Consider the following 14577-nt stretch of genomic DNA (forward strand, 5'->3'; position numbering starts at 1 on the left):
TATCCAGTGGAGTAGAGGGAATTTCCAAGGCAAGGCCATGAAGGAACACAATTTTTTGTTATCGGGCGAATTGATGGAAGGTGGCCATCGGCTGGCCCAGCGCGTCTATTATGAAGACACGGATTTTTCCGGCCTCGTCTACCACGCCCGATATCTGCATTTCCTGGAGCGCGGCCGTACCGACTATCTGCGTTGCCTCGGTTGCGAACAGAGCGCGTTGCTTTCCGCCGACGAAGAAGGGCTGGTCTTCGTCGTCCACCGGATGGAGATCGACTTCAAGCAGCCGGCCCGTATGGACGACATCCTGATCATCCAGACCGTGACGGAAAAGGCGGGCGGCGCCAAGATGGTGCTCAACCAGGAGATCCGCCGCGGCGAAACTCTGCTGATCGCCGCGAAAGTGGTGATCGCCGTCATCAACAGGCACGGGCGTCCGCGTCGGCTGCCGGAGAGCGTGGCGGAAAAGTTTCTCGGGCGCCCGGCCGAGCAGGTCAATTCGGTCTAGACGGGATCTATGGGCCACCACAGGCATGCTGCGAATCGGCCATTGCCCAGCTCTGCCCGGTGCGGGCGTTGGTGACGAAATACTCGCGGCCCCGGTCGTCGCCCGCCGGGCAGCGTTTGGGAATGGCAATCAGGCACATGGTCACCTTGTCGCCGGGCTTGGAGGCAATCAGCGCCTCCTCGCGGGCATAGGAAACCTGATAACCCTCATTGGCATATTCGATGCCGGTTCCGGCGTCGTAATCCTCGTCCTTGATGGGGTCCTGGCCGACCCGCGGATGGACCTCGGTGACGTTGGTGACGGAGCATTGGCCGATCTTCGCGGGCAATGTCGGGGAGGGCTTGGCCCGCCCGCCCGCGATCGTGCTGGCAGTAATATCCGCGGGAATGCTCTTGGCGCCGCCGAGTTCTCCAAGGACCGCAATATACGTGCTCAGAACGCAGGACCGGTTGGAGCCGCAGGATGATCGGTCGCTCGTGAAGTCGCGCAGAACCTGGCGGGTCTCCGCCCTTTTCTCCCGTTCGGCCTTTTCCTGGACCCGCGGAAGCTGCGTATCCAGCGCCGAAAGGAGAGGATCGTTGCAGACTATCAGTTCATCGGGCGAGGGGACGCCCTTGCAGTCGAACGAGGCGGCATGGGCCGGCACCGCGATCAACATCGTCAAGGCTATCAACACTGCGCGCCACATGGTGTGTCCCCGAGAATCCGATTCTGACAGTGTCATAACCCGTGAATGAGAAAAAACTAAGTTGGAAGTTGCCGGCTTTCCTTGTTCCAACTTCAAGTGATCTGGGAACTGGCGATTGCAAGGTCCGCCTAAACCTTTCGTTAACGATAATGGTGTCTTACTGAGACATGAGGAATTTGTGCAACGCACGCCTTCCTTTGACCAAAATTGAAAGCGAGAAGCCAAGCTTGAAGCTCAGGGTATCTTGGGGTTAGGGCTAAGCGCATCCAGCGGTCAAAGATATACTCGCGAGAGCGCTTTTGAACCGCCCGGTCCTTAAAGCCGGGCGTTTGGATTCGGGGATAGTAGATGGAACAGGTAGGTTTGGCGGCAGCGGCGAGCGAAGTGAGCCTCTGGTCGCTGTTCATGCAGGCCGGTCTGGTCGTCAAGCTGGTGATGATAGGTCTCATCGGCGCATCGATCTGGACCTGGGCGATCGTGATCGACAAGTATATCAGCTTCGGCAAGGCCAAGCGCCAGTTCGACCAGTTCGAGCAGGTCTTCTGGTCCGGCCAGTCGCTGGAAGAACTTTACCGTACCCTGTCGGAACGGACGAACACCGGTCTTGCCGCGATTTTCGTCGCCGCCATGCGCGAGTGGAAGAAGAGCTTCGAGCGCGGCGCGCGTTCGCCGATCGGCCTGCAGATGCGTATCGACCGGGCGATGGACGTCACCATGTCGCGTGAAGCGGAAACCTATGAGGCGCGCCTTGGGTCGCTGGCGACGATCGGCTCGGCCGGTCCGTTCATCGGTCTGTTCGGCACGGTCGTCGGCATCATGACATCGTTCCAGGCGATCGCCGGGTCGAAGTCCACCAATCTCGCCGTCGTCGCACCGGGTATCGCCGAAGCGCTGCTCGCCACCGCGATCGGCCTGGTCGCCGCTATTCCGGCGGTCATCGCCTACAACAAGTTCACCGCCGACGCCGGCAAGCTCTCTGGCCGCATGGAAGGTTTTGCGGACGAATTCTCCGCCATCCTGTCGCGCCAGATCGACGAGAAGCTGCAGCCGCGCCAGGCGGCGCAGTAAAAAGCCTCTCGGGCTCAAGGAGTAACGTCTCATGGGTATGTCGGCCGGAGGAGCAAAATCGGGTGGCGGTCGTCGCAGGCGCGGCGGTCGTCGTAGCGGTGCGATCAGCGAAATCAACGTGACGCCGCTCGTCGACGTCATGCTCGTGCTGCTCATCATCTTCATGGTGGCGGCACCGATGATGACCGTCGGCGTGCCTATCGACCTGCCGGAAACGCAGGCGAAGGCGATGAACGCCGATACCCAGCCGATCACCGTCTCGGTCAATCCGAAGGGCGAAATCTACCTGCAGGAAACGCCGATCGGCCTCGACGAGATCGTGCCGAAGCTCCAGGCGATCGCCACCACAGGCTATAACGAACGTATCTATGTGCGCGGCGATACGACCGCGGCCTACGGCGTCGTCATGAAGGTCATGGCCCGCATTTCTTCTGCCGGGTACAAGAATATCGGCCTCGTGACCCTGCAGGAACAGGAGAAGTGATCGCGGCGCCATGAAGGTCAGTCTCGGCACATCGCTGGTCCTACACACGCTGGTACTCGGCTTGGCGCTCGTTTCGCTGAGCGCGCCCGCGACTTTCGACGTGGCCGAAGTGGACGCGCTTCCCGTCGACATCGTCTCCGTGGAATCGATCACCCAGACCCAGCAGGGTGACAAGAAGGCGCCTGCCAGCCAGAAGCCTTCCCCCAAGGAAACCAAGAACCAGAAGATCGTCGAGAACGCCCAGAACGCCGGCGAGAACGACGTCGACCTGAAGACACCTCCGACGCCGACCACCAAGCCGCAGCCGACCGAAACCACGGCGGCACCGAAGCCGGTGGAACGGCCGACGCCTACCCCGACGCCGGAACAGAACCAGGTCAAGGACATCGTCAAGGAAGAGACGGCTCCGAAGCCGACGGAGATGGCCGCTCTGCCGCAGCCCAAGCCGGAAATCACGCCACCGAAGCCGGAAGCGACCCCGCCGAAGCCCGAGCCTACGCCGCCAAAGCCGGAGGCCGCCAAGCCGACGGCCGTGCCGCTGCAGAGCGAAAACACGTCCGAGACGGGTGAACTGCCGCAGGCGGTTCCGACGCCCGCCTCCAGGCCGCAGCCGCCGAAGCCCGAACCGCCGAAGGAGCAGGCCAAGCCTGTTGAAAAGCCGGCCGAGACGAAGCCGGATACGGCCAAGGCAGCCGAGACGGCCAAGACCGACAGCAAGTCGACCGCATCCGTCAAGCCGTCCGACAAGAAGGAAGGCAAACAGCAGGAAACCGCCAAGTCGTCTTCTTCGATGGCGAGCGATTTCAATGCCGACGACATCGCAGCCCTGCTGAACAAGCAGGAGGCATCCGGTGGCGGTGCCAAGCGTTCCACCCAGGTGGCCGCCCGCGGCGATACCAAGACCATCGGCGTCGGCCTGAGCTCCAGTGAGATCGACAACGTCAAAGGGCAGATCCAGGGCAACTGGGCGCTCGTCGGCGGGTTGACCGGCGTCTCGGAAGTGCGCGTGAAGATCAGGGTGCAGCTCGATCAGTCCGGCAATATCGTCGGCGATCCGGAGGTGACGGCGACCGGCGGTCCGGAAGGAACCCGGCGTGCGGTCGAAGGCAGCACGCGCCGCGCCCTCATGAAATCCGCCCCGCTCAAGAATTTGCCGGTCGAAAAATACCAGGGCGAAAAGGGCTGGAATGTTTTGGTGCTGAACTTCGATCCGTCGGAGTTCGCATTGTGAGCCGGCAGGTATGGAACCGATGCAGAAACAGATGAAACGGAACCTGCCCCGAAACTCTCGTATTAAGCTGAAAGGCTTGTTTCAATGATCAAGAGTTCTTTTTTTCGCGCCGTGATGGTGGCCGCGGGGATGTTGACGGCATTGATGGCCGCGACCCCGGCCAACGCTGTCGTCGAGATCAACATCAACAAGGGCAATATTCAGCCGCTGCCGATCGCGGTGACGGATTTCCTGTCGAACAATGATCTCGGTGCCCAGATTTCCCAGGTGATCGCCGCAGACCTGCAGCGCTCCGGGCTTTTCGCGCCGATCAACAAAAGCGCCTTCATCGAAAAGATCGCCGATCCCAACAAGGCACCGCGCTTCGAGGACTGGAAGGTCATCAATGCGCAGGCACTGGTGACGGGCCGTATCACCCGCGAAGGCGACGGCCGCCTGCGCGCCGAGTTCCGCCTGTGGGATACGTTTGCCGGCAGCCAGATGACCGGCCAGCAGTTTTTTACCCAGCCGGAAAACTGGCGCCGCGTCGCGCATATCATCGCCGATGCGATCTATAAGCAGATCACCGGCGAGAACGGCTATTTCGATACCCGCGTCGTGTTTGTCTCCGAAAGCGGGCCGAAGACAGCCCGCCAGCGCCAGCTGGCGATCATGGACCAGGACGGTTTCAACGTCCGCATGCTGACCAACACCAAGGATATCGTGCTGACGCCGCGCTTCTCGCCGAGCCGGCAGGAAGTCACCTACATGTCGTTCGAGGGCAACCAGCCGCGGGTCTACCTGCTGCAGCTGGAGACCGGGCAGCGCGAAGTGGTCGGCAATTTCCCGGGCATGACGTTCTCGCCGCGGTTCTCGCCGGACGGCCAGAAGGTGATCATGAGCCTGCAGCAGGAAGGCAATTCCAACATCTATACGATGGACCTGCGCTCGCGCACCACGACGCGGCTTACCTCGACGGCTGCGATCGACACTTCGCCGTCCTACGCGCCGGATGGCGGGCGCATCGCCTTCGAAAGCGACCGCGGCGGCCGGCCGCAGATCTACGTGATGAATGCCGATGGCTCCGGCCAGACCCGCATCTCCTTCGGCGACGGATCCTATTCGACGCCGGTCTGGTCGCCGCGCGGCGATCTGATCGCCTTCACAAAACAGTCGGGCGGCAAGTTCTCGATTGGCGTCATGAAGCCGGACGGTTCCGGCGAGCGCATCCTGACGAGCGGTTTCCACAACGAAGGTCCGACGTGGGCGCCGAACGGCCGCGTGCTGATGTTCTTCCGCCAGAATGCCGGCGCCGGCGGTCCGCAGCTCTATTCCATCGACCTGACCGGCTACAACGAACTCCAGGTCAAGACACCTTCCTACGGTTCGGATCCTGCCTGGTCGCCGCTGCTCGAATAGGGCGCGTTGATGAAAGAGGCGGATTTCCGCCTCTTTCCCGCCCCAATCTGCTGAAAATGAACGAAAAGGGACACCGGGAATATTTTGTTAACCATAAGAATTTGATCATGGTTAACCCAACCCGGTTAGAATCTGGAAACTCTGAAAGTTACTGATCAAGGAGAGACCGGCCATGAGCCGCATCGATACTTCGGCGATGAGCCGCATGCAGATCCTCGCCCGCAATCCTGCCGTTATCGCCCTGACTGTGGCGCTTGCGCTCGCAGGCTGCGCCAACAAGAAGAACCTGCCGAACAATGCCGGCGAGCTCGGTCTCAACGGCGCCGGCGCCGCAACGCCCGGTTCGACCCAGGACTTCACCGTCAATGTCGGCGACCGCATCTTCTTCGACACCGATAGCACCTCGATCCGTGCCGACGCTCAGCAGACGCTCGATCGTCAGGCGCAGTGGCTGGCCCGTTATCCGAACTACGCGATCACCGTCGAAGGCCATGCCGACGAACGCGGCACGCGCGAATACAACCTGGCGCTCGGCGCCCGCCGCGCTGCCGCCACCAAGGAATACCTCGCCTCGCGCGGCGTTCCGGCGAATCGCTTGAAGACCATCTCCTACGGCAAGGAACGCCCGGTTGCCGTCTGCGACGACATCTCCTGCTGGTCGCAGAACCGTCGCGCGGTCACCGTCCTCGGCGGTGCCGGCATGTGATCCGGGCAACAGCTCGATAATAAAAGGCGGTCTTCGGGCCGCCTTTTTGTTTTTTCCATAGTTTAGCCCTGTTTTCCGGGATTTTTGACCGGGAGCTCGGTTGCTTTTTGCCGGCAGTTGGAAAAATCTCCTCTCGCGCCAATCCGGCGCAGACTAAAGAGCAGGACGGACAAAGATGAAGAAACTTGTCTTGGCAGCGATGCTGGGGCTGATGGCGACGAGCGCCCCGGCCGGGGCTTTGTCGCTGCCGAAACTCTTCCAGGGCAGCAATCAGCCTGCTGCAGAACAGCCGCGGGAAACCACTCCGCCGCCGGTCATTCTGGCGCAGAGCAATGATGCCGTCCGTATCCAGCAGCTCCAGGAAGAGGTCCGGCAGTTGAACGGCCGGATCGAGGAAATGAGTTTTCAGCTGCTGCAGATGCAGGAGCAGCTGCGCAAGACGCAGGAAGACAACGAATTCCGCTTCCAGGACCTGGAAAAGAAGAAGCGCACCGAAGTGGACGACGCGACCGGGAAACCGGCCGTGGCGTCCAACCGCGCTCCCGCCGCCCAGCCCCCGTTGCCGCAGACGACCGCTCCCGCGCAGTCCTCCGACGATGTCGCTCGGATCATCGAATCGCCGTCCGGTCAGGGCGTCGGCGGGGCAACCGCACCCGGCCGCGCGCCGCCTCCGACGACGCTCGGTTCGATGGATCTCGACCAGAACGGCAATCCGCGTGGCGCAAGCCGCAACGACCGGGCCAACAATGCCGCCGGGCTTCCGGGCGTCGAGACCGGCCCGCAGACGACCGGCAGGACGCCGGCACCGACGGGCAGAACCGATCCGCAGCAGACCGCGTCGCTCGGCAGCGAGAACGATGCCTATCAGACCGCCTACAACCATGTCCTGGCCGGCGACTACCCGCTCGCCGAGAAGGAATTCAACGGATATCTGGCCGCCTATCCGAAGGGCGCCAAGGTGGCGGATGCGAGCTTCTGGCTCGGCGAATCGCAGTATTCTCAGGGAAAGTACAACGACGCCGCCAAGACCTTCCTCAACGCGCACCAGACCTACGGCAAGTCGCCCAAGGCGCCTGAAATGCTGCTGAAGCTCGGCATGTCGCTTGCCGCACTCGACAATACCGACACGGCTTGCGCAACCCTCAAGGAAGTCAGCCGGCGTTATCCGAGCGCGCCGAAGGCCGTGCTCGCCAAGGTGGGCAGCGAACAGAAGCGCCTGGCCTGCTGATCCTCCCGTGACCGCGGGACCGAAGATCCTGTTGCCCGAACAGGCGGCCGAACGGCTGATCGCAGATCTCGCCAGACCAGCGCGCCTTCTCGTGGCGATTTCCGGGGGCAGCGATTCCTGTGGGCTTCTGGTCGCCCTTTCGAAAACCAATTTCCCCGGCTCCGGCCTGTCGCTTTTCGCGGCGACGATCGACCATGGGCTGCGACCCGGATCGGCGGACGAGGCGCGTGCCGTGGCAGCCCTTTGCGGCCGGCTCGGCATTCCCCATTTCATCCGCCGGTGGAAGGGCGAGAAACCGAGGACCGGCGTCTCCGCAGCGGCCCGCGAGGCGCGCTACCGGCTGCTGGTCGAGCTCGCCGACGAGGTCGATGCGACGGCTATCGTTACCGGCCACACGCTCGACGACCAGGCTGAAACGATCGCCATGCGTGCGGCCCGCGGCGAGGGCGATGAAAATTCCGGACTTGCCGGCATGGCCCACGCTGTGCTCCTCGATCGCCGCCGGTGGCTGCTGCGGCCGTTCCTTGAGACGCGCCGATCCGATATCCGTGACTTCCTGACCAGGGAAGGGCAGGGCTGGATCGACGATCCCAGCAATCTCGATCCGCATTACGAGCGGGTGCGGGTCCGCGGACAGCTGGCGCAGGAGGGTCGGTTCGACGCCGCCGCCCAGGCAATGGCCGCCGCGCGGCGGACGGCGCTTTCCGACGAGGCGGCGCGGCTTGTGCGGGAGCATGTGACGGTCCGCCAGGGCGTTCTGGCGCACCTTGCCCCGGCGGGCCTGCAGGGGGACGAGGCGCCACGCCATCATGCACTGTCGCTCCTCGCCGCGGTGCTCGGGGGCAGGGCACATGCGCTCGGCAGCGACAGCATGGACCGGGTCATGGCCTTTCTCGACGGTGGCCAGCCTGGACGGATCACCGCCGGCCGGGTGATCTTCGACCGGCGCCGCGACGGGCTTTATCTCGTTCGCGAAAACCGCGGCATACTGCCGCTGCACCTTCCTGCGGGCAATACGGCGATCTGGGACGGTCGCTACCGCATTACGAACACCGGCCCGCACGAGATCATCATCGGCCCGACCGCTCCGGATCGCGACGAAGCATTGGCGCTGTTTCCCGGCGTGCCGCCCGCGATCGCTATGCGCGCCGTGGCAGCGATGCCTTTCATCGAAGCCAATGCCCTCCTTTCGGCGGAGGATCGCGAAAACAAAAGTGTGCCCGACCGAAGTATCGTCCGCCCTGTGCTTGCGCCTTTTGACCGTTTTTTGCCGCAGTTCGAGCTTAGATTTGGCATCGAGTTAGCGGTTTTGCTCGGATGCGACGGTTTTCCCCGGCTGCCAGTTAAGGATTCCTGGCGGAAAAGGTAGGCGGTGGCTCCGGTTCGCCTTGGCAAGGACTTGCCGCAACCCTATGTTATGCGGCAAGCAAGGCGGCCGGCTCAAGAAGCTGGCCGTCGCAGTCCGGGGAGTTCAATGAACCCAAACTTTCGTAATATCGCCCTCTGGGTCATCATAGCCCTCCTGCTGGTCGCGTTGTTCAGCATGTTCCAGACGGCACCGTCGCAGACCAGCTCGCGTGAGGTCCCATATTCGCAGTTCCTGCGAGATGTGGATTCGGGGCGAGTGCGGGATGTCGTCGTCACAGGCAACCGGGTGCTCGGCACCTACACCGAAAACGGGTCGGGATTTCAGACCTATTCGCCCGTCATCGACGATTCTCTGATGGATCGGCTGCAGGCAAAGAACGTTACCATCGTCGCACGTCCGGAAACGGATGGATCCTCGGGTTTCCTCAGCTATCTCGGCACGCTGCTGCCGATGCTGCTCATCCTCGGCGTCTGGCTGTTCTTCATGCGGCAGATGCAGGGCGGTTCTCGCGGCGCTATGGGCTTCGGCAAATCCAAGGCCAAGCTTCTGACCGAAGCGCATGGGCGCGTGACGTTTGAAGACGTTGCCGGTGTCGACGAAGCCAAGCAGGATCTCGAAGAAATCGTCGAGTTCCTCCGCGATCCGCAGAAATTCCAGCGCCTCGGCGGTCGTATTCCGCGCGGCGTGCTGCTTGTCGGTCCTCCGGGCACCGGTAAGACGCTGCTGGCCCGTGCGATCGCCGGCGAAGCCAATGTGCCCTTCTTCACCATTTCGGGTTCCGACTTCGTCGAAATGTTCGTCGGCGTCGGTGCAAGCCGCGTGCGCGACATGTTCGAGCAAGCGAAGAAGAACGCACCCTGCATCATCTTCATCGACGAAATCGACGCTGTCGGCCGTCATCGTGGCGCCGGCTTGGGCGGCGGTAACGACGAACGCGAACAGACCCTCAACCAGCTTCTCGTCGAGATGGACGGTTTCGAAGCCAATGAAGGCATCATCCTGATCGCCGCGACCAACCGTCCCGACGTTCTCGACCCGGCGCTCTTGCGTCCCGGCCGTTTCGACCGCCAGGTCGTCGTGCCGAACCCCGATATCGTCGGCCGCGAGCGAATCCTCAAGGTACATGCCCGCAACGTGCCGCTGGCTCCAAATGTCGACCTCAAGGTTCTGGCCCGCGGTACGCCCGGCTTCTCCGGCGCGGACCTCATGAACCTCGTCAACGAAGCAGCCCTGATGGCCGCGCGCCGCAACAAGCGCATGGTCACCATGAGCGAATTCGAAGACGCCAAGGACAAGATCATGATGGGCGCCGAGCGCCGCTCGTCCGCCATGACGGAAGCGGAAAAGAAGCTCACCGCCTATCACGAAGCCGGCCACGCCACGACTGCGATCAACGTGCCTGTCGCCGATCCACTGCATAAGGCGACCATCATCCCGCGCGGCCGCGCGCTTGGCATGGTCATGCAGCTGCCGGAAGGCGACCGCTACTCGATGAGCTACAAGTGGATGGTCTCGCGTCTGGTCATCATGATGGGCGGCCGCGTCGCCGAGGAACTGACCTTCGGCAAGGAAAACATCACCTCCGGCGCATCCTCGGACATCGAGCAGGCGACGAAGCTTGCCCGCGCCATGGTCACCCAGTGGGGCTTTTCCGACATGCTCGGCCAGGTCGCCTATGGCGAGAACCAGCAGGAGGTCTTCCTCGGCCATTCAGTCTCGCAATCGAAGAACGTCTCGGAATCGACTGCCCAGAAGATCGACACCGAGGTTCGCCGCCTGATCGACGAAGCCTATACCGAGGCGCGCCGCATTCTCACCGAAAAGCACGACGACTTCGTCGCGATTGCCGAAGGCCTGCTCGAATACGAGACGCTTTCGGGCGAGGAGATCAAGGCGCTGATCAAGGGCCAGAAGCCGTCGCGCGATCTCGGCGACGACGCTCCTCCGACCCGCGGTTCGGCTGTTCCCTCGGCTGGCTCCAAGAAGGACGAACCGAAGGGCGGAGAGCCGGAAAGCGGTCTGGAACCGCAGCCGCACTGATCCATCGCCGACTGAATTCAAAAGCCGCCGCGGAGCAATCCGCGGCGGCTTTTGCTTGGAAGGTTTTGTTATGAGTAACGGGATATAATCGATTTTGATGCTAATTTATGTGCTTGTGCCGTTAAACTATGGCATGAGCCAAGCTTCAGGCCGGTTTTACCGTCTAACATGCTGCGGGTTCGATCCCTGCAAGGACCGCGACGTTCAGGCGCGATGACGAAGGAGCTTATATGACACGCCGCTATTTTGGCACCGATGGCATTCGCGGACAGTCCAACATCCATCCGATGACGCCGGATCTCGCGATGCGCGTCGGCATTGCCGTCGGCACGATCTTCCGCAACGGCAATCATCGCCATCGGGTGGTGATCGGCAAGGATACGCGTCTCTCCGGCTATATGCTGGAAAACGCCATGGTGGCGGGTTTCACCGCGGCTGGCCTCGACGTCTTCCTGCTCGGGCCGATCCCGACGCCGGCTGTCGCCATGCTCACCCGGTCGCTGCGTGCCGATGTCGGCGTGATGATCTCCGCCTCGCACAATCCTTACGAGGATAACGGCATCAAGCTGTTCGGTCCCGACGGCTACAAGCTCTCCGACGAATTGGAGATGCGCATCGAGGACCTGCTCGACAGCGACCTGCACTCCCAGCTCGCCAAGTCCGGCGATATCGGCCGGGCGAAGCGAGTCGAGGGCGACATCTACCGCTATATCGAACATGTGAAGCGTACGCTGCCGCGCGACGTTACCCTGCACGGACTGCGCGTCGCGATCGATTGCGCGAACGGCGCGGCCTACAAGGTGGCCCCGCTGGCGCTCTGGGAACTCGGCGCCGAGGTGGTGACGATCGGCAACGAGCCGAACGGCACGAACATCAATCTCGACTGCGGCTCGACCAGCCCGGAGGCGTTGCAGAAGAAGGTACATGAAGTGCGTGCCGATATCGGCATCGCACTCGACGGCGACGCCGACCGGGTCATCATCGTCGACGAGCGCGGCGAGATCGTCGATGGCGACCAACTGATGGCTGTGATCGCCGAGAGCTGGGCTGAGGACCAGAAGCTGAAAGGCGGCGGTATCGTCGCGACCGTGATGTCCAATCTCGGCCTTGAACGTTTCCTCAACGGCAAGGGCCTCGACCTGGCGCGCACCAAGGTCGGCGACCGCTATGTGGTCGAGCATATGCGCAACAATGATTTCAACGTCGGCGGCGAACAGTCCGGCCATATCGTGCTTTCCGATTTCGGCACGACCGGTGACGGCCTTGTCGCCGGCCTGCAGGTCCTGGCTCGGGCAAAGCGCCTTGGCCGGCCGGTCAGCGAGATCTGCCGCCGTTTCGACCCCGTGCCGCAGCTTCTGAAAAATGTCCGTTTCCAGGGCGGCAAGCCGCTGGAGGACCAGATCGTCCGCCAGGCGATCGCCGACGCGGAAGCCGAGCTCGCCGCCAAGGGCCGCCTGGTGATCCGCCCGTCTGGCACCGAGCCGCTGATCCGGGTGATGGCGGAAGGCGACGACCGGGGACAGATCGAGCGCATCGTCGACGGGTTGGTCGGCGTCATCGCCAACGTCCGCAACGCGGCCTGACGGCGCAAGCCCCCAAGCCCAATGAAAAAGGCCACCCGCGGTTTTCGCGGGTGGCCTTTATTTTTGTAGCAAGTTCCGGATGGCCGGATCACCGTTCTTGCAGTCTCAGAACTCTTCCCAATCCTGCTTTGCGGCAGCGGCATTGCCCTGGAATGACTGCGCGACTTTGGCAACCATTCGGCGGGCCGGCGAGGCCGCCGGGCGGCTGCTGCCGGATGCGATTGCGGGCGAGCTGCGATGCGAGGACGTTCCTGTTACGGCGCCGCCGCCGATATGGAATTGCGACAGAAGCTGGAACAGGCCCTCCGCATCCCGGGCAAGACTGTGCGCCGCTGCGGTGGTTTCCTCGACCATGGCCGCGTTCTGCTGCGTTCCCTGATCCATCGTATTGACCGAGGTGTTGATCTCCTTGAGGCCGGTCGCCTGTTCCTTCGAGGCTTCCACAATAGCCTCGACATTGCCGTTGACCTGCTGGACCTGGATGACGATCTCCTGCAGGGCCTTGCCGGTTTCCCCGACCAGCGCCACGCCGCTCTTCACGTGGTCGTTGGAGGTGTGGATCAGTTCCTTGATCTCTTTTGCCGCCTTGGCAGAACGCTGGGCGAGTTCCCGCACTTCCTGCGCCACCACCGCAAAGCCCTTGCCAGCCTCGCCGGCACGGGCGGCCTCGACGCCAGCGTTGAGAGCGAGCAAATTGGTCTGGAAAGCGATTTCGTCGATGACGCCGATGATGTTGCCGATCTCGACGGCAGACGAATCGATCTTGCCCATCGCATCGACCGCATCACGGACGACTCGGCCGGAACGCTCGGCATTTTCCTTGGTCATGCGCACCAGGTTGCCAGCCTCCTGAGCGCGGTGGCTGGAGTCGGAAACCGTCGTGGTGATCTCTTCCAGGGCCGCTGCGGTTTCTTCGACGGAGGCCGCCTGCTGTTCGGTGCGTTTGGCGAGGTCGTCGGAGGCCGAGCGGATTTCCTGGGCACCGGCGGCTATCGCACTCGCATTCGCGGCAACCTTCTGCATCGCTTCGCGAAGTTTCGCCACCGCGGCGTTGTAGTCGGCCCTCAACTGGTCGAGCGAGGGAGTGAAGGGTGTGTTGATCTCCCGGGTCAGATCGCCGTTTGCCAGGGCTTGCAGAGCGTCGGCGAGCTGGCGGACCGCCTGGCTCGTCTGTTTTGCGAGCGCACTGCGCTCGGTCGCTTCCTGTTCCAGCCTGTGGCGTTCTCCAACGCTCCGCTTCGCCTCGGCATCCGCTTCGCGCTCCGCCTTGATGGAGATGGCCTCCCGGAGGGCCGCCACGGCGCGGGCCAGCATGCCGATTTCGTCACCGCGCGCCTCGATCGTCCGGTCGCCTTCGAGGTTGCCCGCAGCCATGGCTTTCAGCGATTGCTGCAGCTTGGAGAGCGGTCCGATGATCGAGCGGGCGGTCAGGAAGGCCGCAATGATCGAAAGCAGTGCGGCTATGCCGAGGGCGGCCAGCGCAAGATTTCGAAAGCCGCTCGCCGCATTGCGGACATCGCCGCCGATCGTTTTGTTGAGCGCCTCCTGGTAGTCGATGAATTTGTTGATTGCGCCAAGCCAGGAGACGAAGAGCGGACGGGCCTGTTCCAGCAGGATCTTGCGGGCTGCATCGCCATCGCCTTTTTCCTGCAGCGAAATGATCTGGCCGACCAGCGGGTTGGTCTTCGACTGGATGTCGGCGATCTCGGCCAATATCGTCTTTTCGCGATCCGTTGCACCGGAAGGTGCGCCGACCATTTCCGCCATGCGTTTCTCGTTTTCCGCATAGGATGCCGCGAGCTTGCCGATAAGCGCTTCCGCTTCCTTGCGCTCGGCCTCGGACGTGACGAGCGTCACGTCGCGGATCGCGATCGCCCGGTCGTGCACGCTGCCGCGATAGTTGATGGCATAACGCTGCTTGACGCTGTTGACGTCGTTTACGGTTGCCAGGTCATTGTCGATCGTCTTGACCTGGCTGGTGGAATAGAAAGTCAGGCCGATCATCAGGAGAAGCAAAAACCCGAACCCGATAGCCAATCGGAATGCTATGCCGAATGTCTTGACATTGCTCATGGACAGTTCTTTCTTTTGCGGCGCCTGGCGCCGCAGCTACACGCGGTCAATCTTCTCCGGAAGAGCACTCGCGCAATCCCATCGCAGTAGTTCGCTGACTGGAGTTGCTTGTTTGGCGCAAAGGATATTTGCGGATCGACCGTAGCGGCAATCCAAGCATCGAGTTCAGAATGCGCTCGGCGCTCAGGCGTACTCCACCAGTCC

Annotated in this window: 12 protein-coding genes; 10 read left to right on the plus strand and 2 right to left on the minus strand. The window is 62.5% G+C overall.

The features are described 5' to 3' along the window. Positions 1–37: 37 nt before the first annotated feature. Positions 38–505 carry a tol-pal system-associated acyl-CoA thioesterase gene (ybgC, locus tag C5J24_RS25990; RefSeq protein ID WP_105422017.1) on the plus strand — a complete coding sequence of 156 codons (468 nt, stop codon included), beginning with the start codon at positions 38–40 and terminating at the stop codon, positions 503–505. 7 nt (positions 506–512) lie between these two features. Here ybgC and C5J24_RS25995 read toward each other — a convergent pair whose 3' ends face one another. Beyond that, positions 513–1193, minus strand: a complete 681-nt coding sequence (locus C5J24_RS25995; RefSeq protein ID WP_105422019.1) for a lysozyme inhibitor LprI family protein — start codon at positions 1191–1193, stop codon at positions 513–515. A gap of 348 nt (positions 1194–1541) precedes the next feature. Here C5J24_RS25995 and tolQ point away from each other — a divergent pair, with 348 nt between their 5' ends. The 9 genes from tolQ to glmM all read left to right on the plus strand — a co-directional run bounded on the left by tolQ (position 1542) and on the right by glmM (position 12300). Then, positions 1542–2261 (plus strand): protein TolQ, encoded by a 720-nt coding sequence (gene tolQ / locus C5J24_RS26000; protein ID WP_037076986.1) that lies wholly within the window; start codon positions 1542–1544, stop codon positions 2259–2261. A gap of 31 nt (positions 2262–2292) precedes the next feature. Next, positions 2293–2745, plus strand: a complete 453-nt coding sequence (gene tolR / locus C5J24_RS26005; protein WP_046634957.1) for a protein TolR — start codon at positions 2293–2295, stop codon at positions 2743–2745. A 10-nt stretch (positions 2746–2755) separates the two neighbouring features. Beyond that, positions 2756–3976, plus strand: coding sequence for a hypothetical protein (locus C5J24_RS26010; RefSeq protein WP_105422021.1), 1221 nt, complete (start codon positions 2756–2758; stop codon positions 3974–3976). Between the two features lie 84 nt (positions 3977–4060). Then, entirely contained in the window at positions 4061–5374 is a 1314-nt protein-coding gene (gene tolB, locus C5J24_RS26015) for a Tol-Pal system beta propeller repeat protein TolB (protein ID WP_038544862.1), read from the plus strand. Between the two features lie 172 nt (positions 5375–5546). After that, entirely contained in the window at positions 5547–6080 is a 534-nt protein-coding gene (gene pal / locus C5J24_RS26020) for a peptidoglycan-associated lipoprotein Pal (protein ID WP_046666774.1), read from the plus strand. 175 nt (positions 6081–6255) lie between these two features. Further along, positions 6256–7308: a tol-pal system protein YbgF gene (ybgF, locus tag C5J24_RS26025; protein WP_105422023.1), complete on the plus strand. Its 1053-nt coding sequence runs from the start codon at positions 6256–6258 to the stop codon at positions 7306–7308. A gap of 7 nt (positions 7309–7315) precedes the next feature. After that, the gene (gene tilS / locus C5J24_RS26030) at positions 7316–8677 is read left to right on the plus strand and encodes a tRNA lysidine(34) synthetase TilS (protein ID WP_245446785.1); all 1362 of its coding nucleotides are present in this window, start codon (positions 7316–7318) and stop codon (positions 8675–8677) included. 105 nt (positions 8678–8782) lie between these two features. Further along, entirely contained in the window at positions 8783–10717 is a 1935-nt protein-coding gene (ftsH, locus tag C5J24_RS26035; RefSeq protein WP_046632114.1) for an ATP-dependent zinc metalloprotease FtsH, read from the plus strand. Between the two features lie 230 nt (positions 10718–10947). Next, a complete protein-coding gene (glmM, locus tag C5J24_RS26040; protein WP_105422025.1) occupies positions 10948–12300 on the plus strand; it encodes a phosphoglucosamine mutase in 1353 nt (450 codons plus the stop codon). A gap of 105 nt (positions 12301–12405) precedes the next feature. Here glmM and C5J24_RS26045 read toward each other — a convergent pair whose 3' ends face one another. Then, positions 12406–14373, minus strand: a complete 1968-nt coding sequence (locus tag C5J24_RS26045; RefSeq protein ID WP_105422027.1) for a methyl-accepting chemotaxis protein — start codon at positions 14371–14373, stop codon at positions 12406–12408. Positions 14374–14577 lie beyond the last annotated feature (204 nt).

Origin of the sequence: Neorhizobium sp. T25_27 (assembly GCF_002968565.1) — a bacterium.
Lineage (GTDB): Bacteria > Pseudomonadota > Alphaproteobacteria > Rhizobiales > Rhizobiaceae > Neorhizobium > Neorhizobium tomejilense.

Coding starts and splice junctions, on each gene's coding strand:
- ybgC (WP_105422017.1), top strand. CDS start 38: ATGAAGGAACACAATTTTTTGTTATCGGGCGAATTGATGGAAGGTGGC.
- C5J24_RS25995 (WP_105422019.1), bottom strand. CDS start 1,193: ATGTGGCGCGCAGTGTTGATAGCCTTGACGATGTTGATCGCGGTGCCG.
- tolQ (WP_037076986.1), top strand. CDS start 1,542: ATGGAACAGGTAGGTTTGGCGGCAGCGGCGAGCGAAGTGAGCCTCTGG.
- tolR (WP_046634957.1), top strand. CDS start 2,293: ATGGGTATGTCGGCCGGAGGAGCAAAATCGGGTGGCGGTCGTCGCAGG.
- C5J24_RS26010 (WP_105422021.1), top strand. CDS start 2,756: ATGAAGGTCAGTCTCGGCACATCGCTGGTCCTACACACGCTGGTACTC.
- tolB (WP_038544862.1), top strand. CDS start 4,061: ATGATCAAGAGTTCTTTTTTTCGCGCCGTGATGGTGGCCGCGGGGATG.
- pal (WP_046666774.1), top strand. CDS start 5,547: ATGAGCCGCATCGATACTTCGGCGATGAGCCGCATGCAGATCCTCGCC.
- ybgF (WP_105422023.1), top strand. CDS start 6,256: ATGAAGAAACTTGTCTTGGCAGCGATGCTGGGGCTGATGGCGACGAGC.
- ftsH (WP_046632114.1), top strand. CDS start 8,783: ATGAACCCAAACTTTCGTAATATCGCCCTCTGGGTCATCATAGCCCTC.
- glmM (WP_105422025.1), top strand. CDS start 10,948: ATGACACGCCGCTATTTTGGCACCGATGGCATTCGCGGACAGTCCAAC.
- C5J24_RS26045 (WP_105422027.1), bottom strand. CDS start 14,373: ATGAGCAATGTCAAGACATTCGGCATAGCATTCCGATTGGCTATCGGG.